Below are 15,987 nucleotides of genomic sequence, written 5' to 3'. Positions count from 1 at the left end.
GCGGAGCGGGCCTACTTCGCGGCGTCGTCCAGCGCCGCCTGTGCCTTCTCCGCCGCCGCGTCGAGGGCCTCCTTCGGACTGGTCTTCAGCAGCATCGCGGACTGCAGCTGCGTCGACAGCGCCGCGCTCACCTCGCCGTACGCGGTGATCGACGGACGGGCCTTGGCGTACTCGAGCTCGTCGGCGAAGGCCTTGAGGCGCGGGTTCTCGTCCAGGTACTGCTTCCACGTCGCGTTGTCCGCCGTGGCCTGGTTCGCGGGGAGCAGGCCGGTCGCGATGTCCCACTTCGCCTGGGTGTCCGGGCTGAGCCACCACTGCAGGAACTTCCACGAGGCGTCCTGCTTCGCGGTCGTCGTCTCGATGATGTACGAGTTGTTCGTGCCGAGGTTCATCGCCGGCTCCTCGATGCCCGGGAGCGGGAAGACACCGACGTTCTCCTTGCCGAGCGTGCTGTCGATGGTCGACAGGTCGTACGCGCCGGTGATCGCCATCGCGGCCTTCTTCGACGTGAGCGCGGGGACGGCGCCGTTCGTCGAGGTGGTCAGGAGCGACTGCGGGTAGGCCGAGCCGTCCTGCAGCATGTCCGTCCACGCGGTGAGGGCCTTCACGCCCGCGTCGCTGTTGAACTCGACCTTGGTGTTGTCCTCGTTGAGGAAGTCGCCGCCGGCACCCCAGAGCATCGACTGCCACGTGAAGACCGGCCACTCACCGGTACCGATCGGCAGGTAGGCGCCGTACTGGGTCGTGCCCTTGGTGAGCTTCTTCGCGTCGTCCTGGAACTCCGCCCACGTCGTCGGGGTGTCGGTGATGCCCGCGGCCTTGAACATCTCCTTGTTGTAGACGACGGCGTAGTCGCCGATGTCGGTCGGCAGCGTGTACTGCTTACCGTCGAACTCGCCGGTCGAGAGCATGCCCTCGGTGAAGCTGTCCTTCGTGACGTCTCCGCTCGACAGGTGGTCCTCGAGCGGCAGGACCTTGCCGGTCTGGATCACCTCGCCGGTCTGCTGCGGGGTGCTGTCACCGAGCACCATGTCGGGACCGGTGTCGTTCTTCAGCGCGTTGATGAGCTTCGCGTCGAACTGGTCGGACGAGGCCGCGTACTGGGGCTGGACGCCGATCTCGTCCTGCGAGGAGTTGTACTCGTCGATGAGCTTCTTCACCTCGGTGGCCTGCGGCCCCGTGTAGTTGTGCCAGACCGTGATCGTGGTCTTGCCGCCGCTGCCGCCGGAGTTGCCGGTGACGGAGCCGCCGGAACACCCGGACAGGGCCAGTGCAGCACCCACGGCGAGGGCCGTGGCGCCGAGCAGTCGCTTGCGCATGAGTCGTCCTTTCTCGGACTTCGGGTGGAGCGAAGGGTGCCCCCGCCTGGGGCGGAGGGTGATGAGGAGGAGTGGAGCGAGGGGCGGTGCGGGATCAGCGGAGTCCGCCGGCCATGGCCGACACGATCTGCTTCTGGAAGATGATGAAGACGATGAAGACCGGCAGGATCGCCAGCGTGGAGCCGGCCATCAGCAGGTTGAAGCTCTGGCTCGCGTTCGCGGACTGCAGCTGCGTGAGGCCGACGGAGACGGTGAAGAACTCCGTCCGCGACGCGACGAGGAACTGGAAGAAGAAGTTGTTCCAGTTGTAGACGAACGACAGGACCGCGAAGGACCCGATCATCGGCGTCGCCATCGGCGTCACGACGGACCACATCCGCCGCCACACCCCGGCACCGTCCACCCGGCTGGCGTCCTCGATCTCGCTCGGGAACGACGTGAAGAACTGCCGGAAGAGGAAGGTGCCGAGGATCGACGGGATGTTCGGGACGATGAGGCCCTGGTAGCTGTTCAGCCAGTGCAGCGAGGACAGCAGGGTGATGAGGGGCGTGAACACGACCTCGAACGGCACGAGGAGCGCGGCGAGCAGGACGACGAAGACGATGTTCTTGCCGGGGAACTTCAGGCGCGAGAACGCGAAGCCCGCAGCCAGGCTCGTCACGATCTGCCCGAGGGTGGTCGCGATCGCCACGACCGTCGAGTTGAAGAAGTACAGCCCGAAGGGGGCGACGGTGAAGATGTCGGTGTAGTTCGACAGCTCCCACTGCCGCGGCAGGAAGGTCGGCGGGAAGGCGAGTGCCTCCTCCGAGGACTTGAAGCTCGTCAGCAGCATCCAGAGGAACGGGCCGAAGAACAGCACGACCGCGACGAGCAGGATGACGTGCCGCAGGACGGCGGGTGAGTGCTTGCGGAACAGCACGCCGAACGGGCGGCTGCGGTGCGGACGGGAGGCGCGGTGTGCGTCCGCCGGGAGGGTGCGGGAGGTGATCTGGGTCACGGTGGCGGTCCTAGTTCAGCTCGACGGGATCGCGGCGGTTGATGACCCGCAGCTGGACGACCGCGACGAGGATGCCGACGATGAGCAGGAGCACGGCGGCAGCGCTGGCCGAGCCACCGTGGAAGAACACGAAGCCCTGGTTGTAGATGTAGTAGAGGATCGTCTCGCTCGAGTTGATCGGGCCGCCCTGGGTCAGGACGTAGACCTGCGTGAAGACCTGCAGCGCGCCGATCACGCCGGTGATCGCGAGGAAGCCCGTGGTCGGGGCGACCAGGGGGAGCGAGATCCGGAAGAAGCGGCGGATCGGCCCGGCGCCGTCGAGCGTCGCGGCCTCCATGTAGGACGCCGGGATGTTCGTGAGCGCGGCCGAGTAGATGATCATCGTGTAGCCGACGCCCTGCCAGATCGAGAACACGATCACCGAGACCAGGGCCCACGGCTCGGACGTCAGGAAGCCGATCGGGGGAGCACCGAGCGCGGTGACCACGCCGTTCACCAGACCACCGAGCGGCGACAGGATGAAGCTGAAGATCAGCGCGCTGCCGACGATCGGGGCGATGTACGGCACGAAGAGCAGTGCCCGGTAGACGCCGCGACCGCGGAACGGCTGCGCCAGCAGTGCCGCGAAGAACAGCCCGAGGGCCATCGTGATCGGCACCACGACCACCACGTACAGCGCCGTGTTGCCGGCCGCCCGGACGAACTCGCCGTCCTGGAACAGCCCGGTGAAGTTCGACAGGCCGACGAAGCCGTTCGTCTCGCCGGACGCGGGGTTCCAGTCGGTGAACGAGTAGAAGACGGTCTGCGCCAGTGGGTACAGGTAGAACAGCGCCAGCAGCACCGTCGTCGGGGCGATGAGCACGTAGCCCGCTCGGCCCTCGCGTCGTTCCATCCGGCTCGCGTCCGCAGTGGACGACCGTCGACCGGGGACACGCACCCGGGCCGGGTTCTCAACCGCACTCGTCATGCGGACCTCCTCTTGGCTCGTCGTTGAACGCTAGGAATCGGCTGTTTCGAGCAGATTACCGTTCGATCACCAAAAGTAAACAGTCGAATCTGCAACGACTTCGTTCGATAATCGACCGTTTCGTCGCTACAGTGTCGGCATGCACGAGCAGCACTTCCAGGACATGGACCGGAACCCCGGGTCCGTCGGGGACGTCCTCCGACTGATCCGCGTCTCGGACACGACCTCGCGCTCGAGCATCGCCAGGAGCACCGGACTCGCACCGTCCACGGCCTCGGCCCGGGTCGACGCACTGACCGCGCTCGGGCTCGTGCGCGAGAGCGGCGCCGAGGGGTCCCGCGGCGGCAGGCGTGCCCGGCGGCTCGAACTCGTGGCGGACGCCGGCTTCGTCGCCGCGGCCGACCTCGGCGCCCACCACGTGCGCATCGTGCTCACCGACCTGGCCGGCCGGATCGTCGCCGACACCGACGCCCTCGAGCACGGCGCCGCGACGGTGCCCGTCGCCGCCGGACCGCGGGCGTCGGTCGCCGCGCTGTGGGACCGGTTCGTCGAGCTCGCCCGCGACGCCGGCCTCGACACGACCCGCTTCCGCGGCGCCGCGATCAGCGTCCCCGCGCCCGTGTCGTACCCGGGCGGCAGCATCGCGACCCCGTCGTTCGAGCCGTCGTGGCACGGTGCCGTGCTGCCCGAGCTCTTCGCCGAGCACACCGACGCCCCCGTCCTCGTGGAGAACGACGCGAACCTCATCGCCCTGGCCGAGCGTCCGGGCCCCGACCGTACGGGCACGCTCGTCGCGGTGAAGCTCGGCACCCGCATCGGCTCGGGGGTGCTGCTCGACGGGCGCCTGCACCGCGGGGTGAGCGGTGCCGCCGGCGAGATCAGCCACACCCCGGTCGACGGCCAGGCCGCGATCGGCTGCACCTGCGGCGTGCCGGACTGCCTCGAGTCGGTGGCGTCCGGGGGAGCGATCGTGGCGCGGCTGCGCGCGGGCGGACGGCAGGTCGGCGGGACGAGCGACGTGCTCGCGCTCGCGGCGCAGGGCGACGCGGTCGTCCTCGACGAACTCCGCCGGGCGGGGGAGCACATCGGCCGCGTGCTCTCCGGCATCGTGAACTTCTGCAACCCGAGCGAGGTCGTGCTGGCGGGGGCGATGTCGGCGTCGTCCGTCCTGGTCGCGACGATCCGCGGGGAGCTCTACCGGTCGTGCCTGCCGATGGTCGCGGACGCCCTCGACGTCCGGGCGAGCTCGTCCCCGCGCGACGCCGGCATCCGCGGGGCGACGGTGCTCGCGATCGACGAGGTGCTCGCACCGGCACGCGTCGACGAACTCGCCCGCGCGGCGACGGAGCGGACGGCATGAGCGCCGCGGGCACGGGCTCGCACGGCGGCCGGGAGTCATCGGGCGCGGTCGTCGCCGTCGACGTCGGCGGCACCACCGTCAAGGGGATGGTCCGGGTCGGTGACGTCGTCCTCGACCGCGCGGTCGTCCCCACCCTGGCGCCGGTCGCGGCGACCGACGCGCACGCGGCGGCCACGGACGCCGCCGTGGGCGGTCCGGCGCTCGCCGCCGTCACCGCCGTCGTCGACCGACTCGCCGCAGCCGCAGCCGCCGCCGGGCACCCGCTCGCCGCCATCGGTCTCTGCACGCCCGGGGTCGTCGACGCCGAGACCGGGACGGTGGTCGTCGCGGTCAACCTCGACTGGCACGACCTGCCCCTCGCCGGACTCCTGCGCGACCGGTACGGCGTCCCCGTCGCCGTCGCGCACGACGCCCGCGCTGCCGCGACGGCCGAGATCGCGGCACGCACCGCGGCGGGCCGGGACGTCGCCGAGCTGGTCTTCATCCCGATCGGGACCGGCGTCTCCGCGAGCCTGGTCGTCGACGGGCGCCTGGTGGTCGGGGCAGCCGGAGGTGCCGGCGAGGTCGGACACGTGTGCGTCCGACCGGGCGGCGAGCCCTGCACGTGCGGGCAGCGCGGGTGCGTCGAGGTGTACGCCTCCGCACGGAACATCCGACGGCGCTACCGCGCGGCCGGCGGCACGATCGACGGCGCGACCGAGGAGATCGTCGCCGCCGTGGACACCGACCCCGTGGCCGCCGCGGTCTGGGCCGACGCGGTCGACGCGCTCGCCGCCGGGATCGCGATCCTGTCCGCCGTGCTCGACCCGGCGGTGGTCGTCGTCGGCGGCGGACTCGGCGAGTCCGGGGAACGCCTGCTCGCCCCGCTGCGCACCGCGGTGGACGCGCGGCTCGGCTGGCGTCCCGCGCCCCGCATCGAGCAGTCCCTCGCGGGCGCCGGTGCCGGCCTGGCGGGAGCAGCCCTGCTCGCCCGCACCGCAGCGCAGTCGACCGCAGCGCAGTCGGCCCCTGCGCCGCCTGCCGCCACCACCGCTGCCCACGGCGCCGAACCCACCACGGACACCGCACCACCACGAACCAGGAGGACCCCATGACCGCTCAGCGACTCCGGATCGGCCTCGTCGGCGCGGGGGTGATCGCCCACGCGCACCTGCCGAACCTGCTCCGGATCGGGGACGTCGTCGTCTTCTCCGAGGTCGGCGCCGAGGACCTCGTCGCAGCACACGGCGGCGAGGTGGTCGACTCACTCGACGAACTCCTCGCCCGCGTCGACGTGGTGGACGTCGTCGTCCCCACGTACGCCCACGCCGAGGTCGTGCGCGCGGCGCTCGCCGCAGGCAAGGACGTCATCAGCGAGAAGCCGCTCGCCCGCACCGACGCGGACGCCGACGACCTGGTCCGGCTCGCGCACGAGGCAGGTCGCCAGCTCTACCCGGCACACGTGGTCCGCTACTTCCCCGAGTACGTCCGTCTCAAGGCCGCGGTCGAGGCCGGGCAGCTCGGCGAACTGGCCGTCCTGCGGTTCGTCCGCTCGGGTGCGTTCCCGACCCGCTCCGCCTGGTTCGCCGACCCCGAGCTCTCGGGCGGCATCATCATGGACCAGATGATCCACGACCTGGACATCGCACGGTGGATCGCCGGCGACGTCGTCCGGGTCAGCGCGGTGCACGTCCGCAAGGGCACCGTCGACCACCCGGTCGAGGCGGCGCACGTGCTGCTCACCCACGCGTCCGGGGCGATCAGCCACGTCGCGGGCATCTGGGGGCCGGCGCACCTGCCGTTCGTCACCGAGTTCTCCGCCACCGGCACCCTCGGGTCCCTGTCGCACGACTCCCGCGCCGAGCGGAACTACACGGCGGAGCTCCTCGACGAAGCCGGGGTCGGCGGCGACCTGCCCGAGCTCGACCCCGCCGAGGACCCGTACTTCCTCGAGATCCGCGAGTACCTCGGGGCCTTCCGTGGCGGCGCGGTGCCCCGCGTGTCCGCCGAGGACGGCGCCACCGCGGTCCGCATCGTCAACGCCGCGCTGCGGTCGGTCGCGACGGGGCAGCCCGTCGACCTCGAGCCCGCCCCGGCGGCCGGGACGCACGAGGGGGCGACGGCGTGACCGCCCTGCGCATCGGCGTGCTGTCCTTCGCGCACACGCACGCCCTGTCCTACCTGTCCGCGCTGCAGGCGATGCCCGACGTCGAGGTCGTCGGCACCGACCCGGACGGCACCTCGACGGGCACCGACCTGGTCGACCTGCGCGGTCGTGCACTCGCCGACGCCCTCGGGGTCGCGTACGTCGACACCGTCGAGGAGCTCCTGGCGAGCGGGGTCGACGCCGTGGTGGTCACGAGCGAGAACGCCCGGCACCGTGCCCTGGTCGAACAGGCCGCCGCCGCCGGGGCCCACGTGCTGTGCGAGAAGCCGCTCGCCACGAGGTGGGAGGACGGGCTCGCGATGCGCGCCGCCGCCGAGGCCGCCGGCGTGCTGCTCATGGTCGCCTTCCCGGTCCGCTTCGCGAGCACCTTCGCCCGGCTCGCCGCGACGAAGCGGTCCGGCCGCCTCGGCGAGGTGTTCTCGGTCCGCGGTGCCAACAACGGCATGCTGCCGCTGACCCGCTCGTGGTTCACGGAACCCGGACTGTCCGGCGGCGGCGCGATCGTCGACCACGTCGTGCACATCGCGGACCTGCTCGACGAGCTCCTGGACGGCACGCCGGCCGAGACCGTCACGGCGGTCACGAACCGGGTGCTGCACGCGTCGCGCGCGCAGGCCGAGACCGCCGGTCTGGTCACCATCACCTACGCCGACGGCACGATCGCGGCGATCGACTGCTCGTGGAGCCGTCCGGACACCTCGCCGACGTGGGGTGGGCTGGCCCTCACCGTCGTCGGGACCGAGGGATCGGTGGACGTCGACTTCTTCCGGCCCAGCGTCCGCGGGCTCGACGCCGCGAGCGGCCGGTCGGTCGTCCTGCCCTACGGGCCGGACTTCGACGCCGCGATGCTCGACACGTTCGTCGCCGCGGTGCGCTCGGGCGAGCAGCCCCAGCCCGACGCGGCCGTGGGACTGCGCACCCTGGCGATCGTGCTGGCAGCGCAGGAGTCGGCCGCGACCGGCGAGACGGTGCGGGTGCGGTCCGTCTGACCCGACCCGCTGACGGCCTGGAGGCGCGGTGCCGGCCGGTGCCGCGCCTCCAGGCCGTCAGCGGGTGCGGCCCGACCGCCGAGCGGTCGCGTCAGGAGCCACCGGCCGCCGCCCACAGGCGGCGTGCGTTCGCGAGTCCGCGCTCGACCGCGTCGACGTCGTCCTCGAGTCCCTCGAACTCGATCGACACCGGCCCGTCGAACCCGCTGGCGACGATCCGCTCGACGATCCGTCCGAGCGGCAGGTCGCCGTGCCCGACCACCGTGCCGAGGACGGCGCGACCGGCCAGCGTGGTGAGCCACCCGTCGGCCGCCGGCGGGGTCTCGCGCACCAGGAAGTCCTTGAGGTGCACGACCGCCGCGACCGGCAGCACCCGCTGCACCGCGCGCAGCGGGTCGTCGTCGAGGCAGACGAAGTTGCCGACGTCGAGCAGCGCGCGGAAGCCCGGGTGGTCGACCTCGTGCACCAGCCGCAGGGTCCGCTCGCTGTCGTTGAAGGCGAAGCCGTGGTTCTCGACCATCGTCGTGATGCCGAGCGTCGCGGCGTGCTCGGCGACCGCGCGGCAGACCGGCACCACCTGCGCGAGCACCCGCTCGAACTCCGCGTGGTCGGCGTCCCGCCAGGCCCAGGGGACGACGTCGTGGCGGAGGTGCGTGATCCCGAGCCGGTGTGCGACGTCGAGGTGCTCGTGGACGCGGGCGACCTCGGCGTCGACGGTCGCCGGGTCCGAGAAGTCCGCGCCGATCACGTGGTTCGCGAGCGCGATCCCGCGGGCGGCGGCGTGCTCGCGCAGCCGATCGACGAGCTCGGGCTGCCGGGGGAGGTCGTCGCCGAACCCGCCCGCGGCGATCTCGAGGTGCTCGCCACCGGCGTCCGCGACCCGGTCGACGACGTCGAGGATCGTCAGCGCGCCGCGCTGGAGCGAGCGGGCGTAGCTGTAGGAGGACACTCCGAGTCGCATGGCGCGACCCTAGCCGCAGTCGGTGCGCCGCCACCAGGGGTGCTGCCCTGGCGTTGCGGGGACCACGGCAGGCGGCGGAAGAGCGGCATGAGCGGCTGCACCATCGGGCCGATCGCGAACGCCGCGACCACCGTGCCGACCCCGACGTCGCCGCCGAGGAGCCACCCGACCACGACGACGGTGACCTCGATGACGGTACGGGCGAGCCACAGCGGCCAGCCGAACCGCTCGTGCACGCCGACCATCAGGCCGTCCCGGGCGCCGGTGCCGAGCCCGGCGCCGATGTAGCAGGCCGTCGCGACGGCGAGCAGCGCGAGCCCCGCGGCGAACAGCAGGATCCGGGGGACCAGGCCGTCGGGCTCCGGAACGAGCCACAGCACCAGGTCGGCCGACGGACCGATCGCCAGCACGTTGCAGAGCGTGCCGATGCCGGGCTTCTGGCGGAGCGGGATCCAGAGCAGCAGGATGACGACGCTCGACGCCACGGTGATGACGCCGAACGACCAGGGCAGCACGTTCTCCAGGCCCTGCGTCAGGACCGTCCACGATCCGACGCCGACCACGGCGCGGACCTGCAGCGCGGTCGAGGCGCCGTAGAGGAAGAGCCCGACGGCGAGCTGGACGGAGCGGAGCACGAGGGCGGTGGAGCGGCGCATGCACCGATGCTCCCGCCGGATTGGCCTGGCCGTCGAGAGCCAATCGGGCTAGCGTGGCCCCGTGCCCCCGGTCTCCCTCAGTGCCCGCGCCGCCGCCCTCCTGCTGGCCGACTGGCGCGACGGCACCGACGCCCCCGCCTACGAGGCCCTGTCCGACGCCGTCCGCGTGCTCGTCATCGACGGCCGGGTGCCGCTGGGCGTCCGGTTGCCCGCCGAACGCGGGCTCGCCGAGGCCCTCGGCGTCTCCCGGACGACCGTCGCGAACGCCTACGCCCGGCTGCGGGACGACGGGTTCGTGGTGTCGCTGCGCGGGTCCGGCAGCGTCGTGCACCTGCCGCGCGACCTGGCCGGTCGGCCCGACCCCGAGCGACTCGGCGGTGTGGTGCCCGGGGACCTGCTCGACCTGCGGAAGGCCGCCCTGCACGCCGCACCCGAGGTCGCCGACGCCGTCGAGCGGGCGGTCCGGTCCGTGCCCGCCGCGCTCGCCGGCATCGGCTACGACACCGTCGGTGACCCCGGGCTCCGCGCAGCGATCGCGGACCGGTACACCGAGCGCGGGTTGCCCACCGACCCCTCGCAGGTGATCGTCACGATCGGTGCGCAGCACGCGATCGCACTGCTCGCCCGCGTCCTCGTGCGCCGCGGCGACACCGTGCTCGTCGAGTCGCCGACGTACCCGCACGCGCACGAGGCCTTCCGCGAGGCCGGTGCCCGACTCGTCGGCGTGCCCGTCGACGCCCGCGCCGGCTGGGACGCGGCAGCGCTCGAGACGACCCTGCGCCGGACGGCCCCGGCGGTCGCCTACGTCATGCCCGAGCTCCACAACCCGACCGGGGCGACCATGACGGCCGACACCCGGCGGCTGCTGCTCGACGTCGCCGCGACGACCGGCACGACCGTGGTCGCCGACGAGACGATGGGGGAGCTCCGCATCGACGGGGACCCCGCGCCGCCGCTCGCCTCGGCCGACCCGTCGGGCGCCTCGGTCGTGATGATCGGCTCCGCCGCCAAGGTCTTCTGGGGCGGCCTGCGCATCGGTTGGGTCCGGGCCGCACCGGAGCTCCTCCAGCGCCTGCTGCTCGCCCGCCCGACGGGCGACCTCGGCACGCCGGTCCTCGACCAGCTCGTCGCGCGCGAGCTCGTGCCGCGCACGGCGGCCGTCCTGGAGGGGCGGCGCACCTTCCTGCGCGCCGGTCGCGACGAGCTCGTGGCCGGCCTGCGCGCCCGGCTGCCCGAGTGGGACGTCCCGTCGCCGGCAGGCGGGTTGACGACGTGGGTCGGGCTCGGCCGTCCGGTGTCGAGCGCACTCGTCCTGGCCGCGCGGGCCGAGGGGGTGCTCCTGGCGTCGGGTGGGGTCTTCGGCCCCGACGGCGGGTTCGAGCGGTTCCTCCGGGTGCCCTGGACGACGGCCGCGGCGGACCGGGAGCGCCTGGTCGACGTGCTCGGGCGCGCGTGGTCGCGGATCGGTGGCGAGGCAGCAGGCACCCGGGGGTCACTCGCCGCGGTGGTCTGAACGCCCGGTCGTCCACAGGTGCACGTTCGTCCACGGACCTGCGCCGGGCGGTCTGGTTCGCAGGTGGAACTGCGAGGATCGGCACGTGCACCTCCTCTCGGTCTTCAGCCTCCGGAACCGCGCCCTCATCGCGCTCGTCACGATCGTCGTCGCGGTGTTCGGCGGCGTCGCCCTGACGAACCTCAAGCAGGAGCTCATCCCGAGCGTCCAGTTCCCCCAGGTGGCGATCGTCAGCGCCTACCCCGGTGCGACGCCGGAGGTCGTGTCGAACGACGTCTCGACGAAGATCGAGCAGGCCATCCAGGTCGTGCCGAACCTCGAGTCGACGAGTGCGACCTCCTCGACCGGGCAGAGCGTGGTGTCCGCCTCGTTCGACTACGGGTCGAACCTGGCCAGCGCCGAGGACAAGATCCAGACCGCGGTGAACGCCCTGTCGCTGCCGGACACCGTGCAGACCCAGATCGTCACCGGGTCCTTCGACGACCTGCCCGTGCTGCAGCTCGCCGTCACGGCCTCGGGCAACCAGGAGCAGCTCGTCGACCGGCTGAACGCCACGGCGGTGCCCGACCTCGAGAAGCTCGACGGCGTGCGGCAGGCCGACGTCTTCGGCAACCCCGGCCGCCGCATCGTGATCACCCCGGACGAGGACGAGCTCGCGGCACGGGGGCTCACGACGCAGTCGATCTCGGACGCCCTCGACGACAACGGCACGCTGATCCCCGGTGGCACGATCACGCAGGACGGCACGACCCTCTCGGTGCAGACCGGGCAGCGCATCGCGTCGCTCGACGACATCCGCGGGCTGCCCCTGACGGCGTCGAGCGGGTCCGGGTCGTCCGGCTCGTCGGCCGGTGGATCGTCCACGGGCGGTGCTGCGACGGACTCCGGCAGTGCCGCGGGCGCTCCCGGCAGCACCGGCACGGCCACCGGCTCCGCGGGTTCCGGGGACGGCACCGCGGGCGGGACGGCCGCGGGCCAGGGCCAGACCGGTGCGACCGGCACCGGGACGACCGCGACCGGCGGTGCGGGCGGGAGCACCGCCTCCACGCCGACCTCGCTCGGTGACGTCGCGACGGTGCAGATCGAGGAGTCGCCGAGCACCTCGATCAGCCGCGTCGACGGCAAGACCGCGCTGACCATCGCGATCACGAAGACGCAGGAGGCGAACACCGTCGACGTCTCCGAGACGGTGAAGGCCGCACTGCCCGGCATCGAGGCCAAGGTCACCGGCGACCCGCAGTTCACCGTGGTGTTCGACCAGGCGCCCTACATCCAGCAGTCCATCGACTCCCTGGCGGAGGAGGGCCTGCTCGGCCTCGGGTTCGCGGTCGTCGTCATCCTGGTGTTCCTGCTGTCGTGGCGGTCGACGCTGGTGACCGCGATCTCGATCCCGACCTCGGTGCTGCTCGCCGCGATCGGCATGCAGGCCGCCGGCTACACCCTCAACATCATCACGCTCGCCGCGCTCACCATCGCGATCGGCCGCGTGGTCGACGACTCGATCGTCGTCATCGAGAACATCAAACGGCACCTGCAACCCGGCGTCGACCGCGGGCGGGCGGTGCTCGACGCCGTGCGCGAGGTCGCCGGGGCGGTCACCGCCTCGACGCTCACGACCGTTGCGGTCTTCCTGCCGGTCGCGTTCGTCGCCGAGCTCGTCGGCGAGCTGTTCCGGCCCTTCGCGCTCACGGTCACGATGGCGTTGCTCGCGTCGCTGTTCGTGTCGCTGACGATCGTGCCCGTGCTCGCGTACTGGTGGCTCCGGGCGCCGAAGACGCACCGGCACGCGGCGGTGCCGACCACCGGATCGACCGAGACCGGGTCGACCGAGACCGTGCCCGCGAGCTCGTCGGCACCGGTGTCGGCTGCGTCCGGGGCGGCTGGACCGACGTCGACCGGGGCGCTGACCTCGGCCGACGACCTGCACGACGCCGGGACGTCCGACCGGCTGCGTCGCGGGTACCTGCCCGTCCTCCGCTGGGCGGTCGGCCGCCCGGCGCTCGTCCTCGTGCTCGCCCTGGTCGTCCTCGGCGGCACCGCAGCGGCCGTGCCCTTCGTCAAGACGAACTACCTCGGCGACTCCGGGCAGAACACCTTCACCGTGACGCAGGACCTCGAGCCGGGCACCAGTCTCGACGAGCAGTCGGACGCCGCGCGCAAGGTCGAGCGAGTGCTGCAGGACGTCTCCGGTGTCGAGACCGTGCAGACCACGATCGGGTCGAGCGGCCAGTCCATCCAGGCCGCGTTCGGCGGCGGCGCATCTGCCTCCGTGCAGTACAACGTCACGACCGACGCCGGGGTCGACCAGACGACGATCCAGTCCGAGGCCCGCGACCGCATCGAGCGGATCGACGGCGTCGGCGAGGTCAGCCTGTCGAGCGCCGGTGGCGGCTTCGGCGGGTCGAGCGACATCGAGGTGGACGTCACCGCGCCGACCCAGGCCGAGCTGCAGACCGCGGCGGAGAAGGTCCTCACCGAGATGCGCGGCGTCGACGGCACCACCGCGGCGTCGAGCAACCTGTCCGCCGCCGAGCCGTACCTGGCCGTCCGGGTCGACCGGACGAAGGCCGCCGAGCGCGGGCTCACCGAGACCCAGGTCGGCGGGATCGTCGCCGCTGCGGTCTCGCCGCGGGACACCGGCAGCGTCGAGATCGACGACGCCACCCTCGACGTCTACATCGCCGACCCGGAGCCGCCGACCACCATCGACGCGCTGAAGTCGCTGTCGATCCCGACCGCGAGCGGCGAGGTCCCGCTGACCGACGTCGCGACGGTCGAGCAGTCCGACGGTCCGACCACCATCACCACGTCGAACGCCGTCCGCACGGCGACCATCACGGTCACGCCCGACTCGACGAACCTCGGACAGGCGGTGCAGAACGTCACGACGGCCGTCGATGCCCTCGACCTGCCGAAGGGTGCGTCGGCGACGATCGGCGGTGTGGCGTCGAGCCAGTCGTCGGCGTTCAGCCAGCTGCTGCTCGCCGTGCTCGTCGCGATCCTGATCGTCTACGTGATCATGGTCGCGACCTTCCGGAGCCTGCTGCAGCCGATCCTGCTGCTGCTCTCGGTGCCGTTCGCGGCGACCGGTGCGCTGCTCCTGCAGATCGTCACGGGCATCCCGCTCGGGGTCGCGTCGCTCATCGGCCTGCTCATGCTCGTCGGCATCGTCGTCACGAACGCGATCGTGCTCATCGACCTCGTCAACCAGTACCGCCGCCGGGGGCTCCGCGTCCGCGAGGCACTGATCGAGGGAGCGACCCGCCGCCTCCGGCCGATCCTCATGACGGCGCTCGCGACGATCTTCGCGCTGCTGCCGATGGCGGTCGGGCTGACGGGGAAGTCGGGCTTCATCTCGCAGCCGCTCGCCCTGGTGGTGATCGGCGGTCTGGTGTCCTCGACGCTGTTGACCCTCGTCGTGCTGCCGGCGCTGTACTCGGTGGTGGAGGGCTTCCGGGAACGCCGGGCCGACCGGCGGGCGGAGCGGGAGGCGGCAGCAGAGCACTGACACCGGGCGCCGGGGTCCGGACGCTCGAGGCGTCAGTCGCGGGTGCCGGACCGAGGGCGCCGGACCGCGGGCGCCGGGTGTTGGGCGTCAGACGGCGGACGCCGGGGTCCGGATGCCCGAGACCCGCGTCAGTCGCGGGTGCCGGACTCCTCGGCGTCGACCTGCCGGAACCACGACACGAGCACGCAGGTCAGGGTCACGAGGAACACGACGGCGGCACCCTGGGCGGCGATCGCCATGTGGCCGGTGGCCGCCGAGTATCCGCCGAAGGCCACGGCGGCGGCGAACGACAGCCCGAGCAGCAGCTCCGCGTACGTCCGGACGGAGGTCCGGGTGGGCCACTCGGTGACGGGGCGCGCGGGACGGCTCGTGGTGTCGGTCACCCCTCGAGTGTGCGCGGACGCCCCAGCCCCCGCACACCCGAGTCCGGGTGCCACCCGCACGGGGCACGGCCCGGCCGGACCCGTCAGCGGAGACGGTCGCGGAGGAACGCCACCACCCGCTCGCTCATCGCCCGGTCGAGCTGGGCGATCGAGTGCGCCGTCCCCTCGACCGCGACGAACGTCACGGGGACGTCGTGCTCGCGCAGGGTGGCGACGAACTCCTGCGACTCCCACAGCGGGATGAACTCGTCGGTGGAGTGCCCCACGAAGAACGGAGCGGTCTCGTCGGTGACGTGGTACCCCGGCGAGGCCGCCCGTGCCGCCGGGCACGTCGTGTAGTCCCGGCAACCGAGGTAGAGCAGCTGCTTCCGCTGGAACGACGCCGACACCCCGTCCGGCTCGGTCGACCGCGTCGTGAGGTCGGTCGGACCGCTGAGGTCGACGACCGCGCGGATGCGGTCACCGGCGGCCCACGCGGCCGACTCGTGGTCGGTCACCGCGAGCATCGCCACGAGGTTGCCTCCCGCGCTGCCGCCGAAGAGCCCGACGCGGTCCGGGTCGATGTCGTAGGTCCCCAGCGTCGCGGGTCGGAACACCCAGTCGAGCGCTCGGCGGACGTCGTCGAGCCCCGCCGGGAACGGGTCCGTCGGTGCGAGGCGGTAGTCCACGTTCACGGTGACGAAGCCCTCGGACGCCAGGTACTGGCACACCGCCCGGTAGGCGGCGGTCGCCTTGTCACCGTGCGACCAGCTGCCCCCGTGGACGAGCATCACGGCCGGTCGGCCGCCGGCAGCACGGGTGTCCCGTGCGTCCGCGCGCGCAGTGGCGTCACCGGCCGGCGTCGCTGGCGTCGACGTCGGGGCCGTCGGGGTCGCCGTGGTGTCCGGTGCGCTGTCGGGCGGCAGGCACACGTCGAGGCGCTGCAGCGGTTCCCGACCGTAGGGCACGTCGGCGACGACCTCGATGCCGGGGTAGCGCAGCGACAGCGGGTAGATCACGGGGTCGGCGGTGACGACGTCGTCACGGTCGCCCGCCGGTGTGCCGCTGCACGACCCGAGCACGGCCGTCGCCACGAGCGCGGTGAGGAGCGCGAGCAGGGTGCGGCCGGTCTTCATCGACGTCCACGCTAATCCCGCCCGCTCGGCGCTGCGTCCGCCGTCCGGACGAGTGGGCTCCTCCCCGCGGTCG

At 72.6% G+C, this 15,987-nt stretch carries 13 protein-coding genes; 6 read left to right on the top strand and 7 right to left on the bottom strand.

Translation table 11 applies throughout. The features are described from left to right. Positions 1–11 precede the first annotated feature (11 nt). The 3 genes from ACIP6W_RS02815 to ACIP6W_RS02805 all read right to left on the bottom strand — a co-directional run bounded on the left by ACIP6W_RS02815 (position 12) and on the right by ACIP6W_RS02805 (position 3,283). Positions 12–1,319, bottom strand: a complete 1,308-nt coding sequence (locus tag ACIP6W_RS02815; RefSeq protein ID WP_400428171.1) for an ABC transporter substrate-binding protein — start codon at positions 1,317–1,319, stop codon at positions 12–14. Positions 1,320–1,413: 94 nt separating this feature from the next. Further along, the gene (locus ACIP6W_RS02810) at positions 1,414–2,316 is read right to left on the bottom strand and encodes a carbohydrate ABC transporter permease (protein WP_209684009.1); all 903 of its coding nucleotides are present in this window, start codon (positions 2,314–2,316) and stop codon (positions 1,414–1,416) included. A gap of 10 nt (positions 2,317–2,326) precedes the next feature. Further along, positions 2,327–3,283 carry a carbohydrate ABC transporter permease gene (locus ACIP6W_RS02805; protein ID WP_081984625.1) on the bottom strand — a complete coding sequence of 319 codons (957 nt, stop codon included), beginning with the start codon at positions 3,281–3,283 and terminating at the stop codon, positions 2,327–2,329. A 139-nt stretch (positions 3,284–3,422) separates the two neighbouring features. Between ACIP6W_RS02805 and ACIP6W_RS02800 the strand changes: the two genes are divergently transcribed. Genes ACIP6W_RS02800 through ACIP6W_RS02785 form a run of 4 tightly spaced genes read left to right on the top strand, consistent with a single transcriptional unit; the run spans position 3,423 to position 7,778 of the window. Next, entirely contained in the window at positions 3,423–4,643 is a 1,221-nt protein-coding gene (locus tag ACIP6W_RS02800) for an ROK family transcriptional regulator (RefSeq protein WP_066652175.1), read from the top strand. Beyond that, positions 4,640–5,737, top strand: coding sequence for an ROK family protein (locus tag ACIP6W_RS02795; protein ID WP_400428168.1), 1,098 nt, complete (start codon positions 4,640–4,642; stop codon positions 5,735–5,737). The genes ACIP6W_RS02800 and ACIP6W_RS02795 overlap by 4 nt, the downstream gene beginning before the upstream one ends. Then, positions 5,734–6,750 carry a Gfo/Idh/MocA family protein gene (locus ACIP6W_RS02790; protein ID WP_271826259.1) on the top strand — a complete coding sequence of 339 codons (1,017 nt, stop codon included), beginning with the start codon at positions 5,734–5,736 and terminating at the stop codon, positions 6,748–6,750. Before ACIP6W_RS02795 ends, ACIP6W_RS02790 begins: the two co-directional genes overlap by 4 nt. Then, positions 6,747–7,778, top strand: coding sequence for a Gfo/Idh/MocA family protein (locus ACIP6W_RS02785; protein WP_400428165.1), 1,032 nt, complete (start codon positions 6,747–6,749; stop codon positions 7,776–7,778). The genes ACIP6W_RS02790 and ACIP6W_RS02785 overlap by 4 nt, the downstream gene beginning before the upstream one ends. A gap of 91 nt (positions 7,779–7,869) precedes the next feature. On the opposite strand, the gene ACIP6W_RS02780 is transcribed toward ACIP6W_RS02785, so the two are convergent. Further along, the gene (locus ACIP6W_RS02780; protein ID WP_400428162.1) at positions 7,870–8,739 is read right to left on the bottom strand and encodes a sugar phosphate isomerase/epimerase family protein; all 870 of its coding nucleotides are present in this window, start codon (positions 8,737–8,739) and stop codon (positions 7,870–7,872) included. Next, on the bottom strand, positions 8,682–9,395 hold the full coding sequence (locus ACIP6W_RS02775) for a YitT family protein (protein WP_400428159.1): 714 nt from the start codon (positions 9,393–9,395) through the stop codon (positions 8,682–8,684). Before ACIP6W_RS02775 ends, ACIP6W_RS02780 begins: the two co-directional genes overlap by 58 nt. 61 nt (positions 9,396–9,456) lie before the next feature. Here ACIP6W_RS02775 and ACIP6W_RS02770 point away from each other — a divergent pair, with 61 nt between their 5' ends. Together ACIP6W_RS02770 and ACIP6W_RS02765 are read left to right on the top strand one after the other, a co-directional pair. Then, positions 9,457–10,908: a PLP-dependent aminotransferase family protein gene (locus ACIP6W_RS02770; RefSeq protein ID WP_400428155.1), complete on the top strand. Its 1,452-nt coding sequence runs from the start codon at positions 9,457–9,459 to the stop codon at positions 10,906–10,908. An 85-nt stretch (positions 10,909–10,993) separates the two neighbouring features. Continuing rightward, entirely contained in the window at positions 10,994–14,416 is a 3,423-nt protein-coding gene (locus ACIP6W_RS02765; protein WP_400428152.1) for an efflux RND transporter permease subunit, read from the top strand. A gap of 128 nt (positions 14,417–14,544) precedes the next feature. Here ACIP6W_RS02765 and ACIP6W_RS02760 read toward each other — a convergent pair whose 3' ends face one another. Next, positions 14,545–14,799: a hypothetical protein gene (locus ACIP6W_RS02760; protein ID WP_066652192.1), complete on the bottom strand. Its 255-nt coding sequence runs from the start codon at positions 14,797–14,799 to the stop codon at positions 14,545–14,547. Positions 14,800–14,882: 83 nt separating this feature from the next. Further along, positions 14,883–15,914: an alpha/beta hydrolase gene (locus tag ACIP6W_RS02755; RefSeq protein WP_066652193.1), complete on the bottom strand. Its 1,032-nt coding sequence runs from the start codon at positions 15,912–15,914 to the stop codon at positions 14,883–14,885. Positions 15,915–15,987: the final 73 nt, after the last annotated feature.

The sequence above is a fragment of the Curtobacterium sp. NPDC088465 genome, from assembly GCF_044753165.1.
Classification (GTDB): domain Bacteria; phylum Actinomycetota; class Actinomycetes; order Actinomycetales; family Microbacteriaceae; genus Curtobacterium.
This window is presented reverse-complemented; position numbering and strand designations above follow the sequence as displayed.

Bases quoted from the DNA above. Each gene is read 5' to 3' on its own strand.
- ACIP6W_RS02795 (WP_400428168.1), top strand. From the start codon at position 4,640: ATGAGCGCCGCGGGCACGGGCTCGCACGGCGGCCGGGAGTCATCGGGC.
- ACIP6W_RS02790 (WP_271826259.1), top strand. From the start codon at position 5,734: ATGACCGCTCAGCGACTCCGGATCGGCCTCGTCGGCGCGGGGGTGATC.
- ACIP6W_RS02815 (WP_400428171.1), bottom strand. From the start codon at position 1,319: ATGCGCAAGCGACTGCTCGGCGCCACGGCCCTCGCCGTGGGTGCTGCA.
- ACIP6W_RS02780 (WP_400428162.1), bottom strand. From the start codon at position 8,739: ATGCGACTCGGAGTGTCCTCCTACAGCTACGCCCGCTCGCTCCAGCGC.
- ACIP6W_RS02800 (WP_066652175.1), top strand. From the start codon at position 3,423: ATGCACGAGCAGCACTTCCAGGACATGGACCGGAACCCCGGGTCCGTC.
- ACIP6W_RS02755 (WP_066652193.1), bottom strand. From the start codon at position 15,914: ATGAAGACCGGCCGCACCCTGCTCGCGCTCCTCACCGCGCTCGTGGCG.
- ACIP6W_RS02805 (WP_081984625.1), bottom strand. From the start codon at position 3,283: ATGACGAGTGCGGTTGAGAACCCGGCCCGGGTGCGTGTCCCCGGTCGA.
- ACIP6W_RS02775 (WP_400428159.1), bottom strand. From the start codon at position 9,395: ATGCGCCGCTCCACCGCCCTCGTGCTCCGCTCCGTCCAGCTCGCCGTC.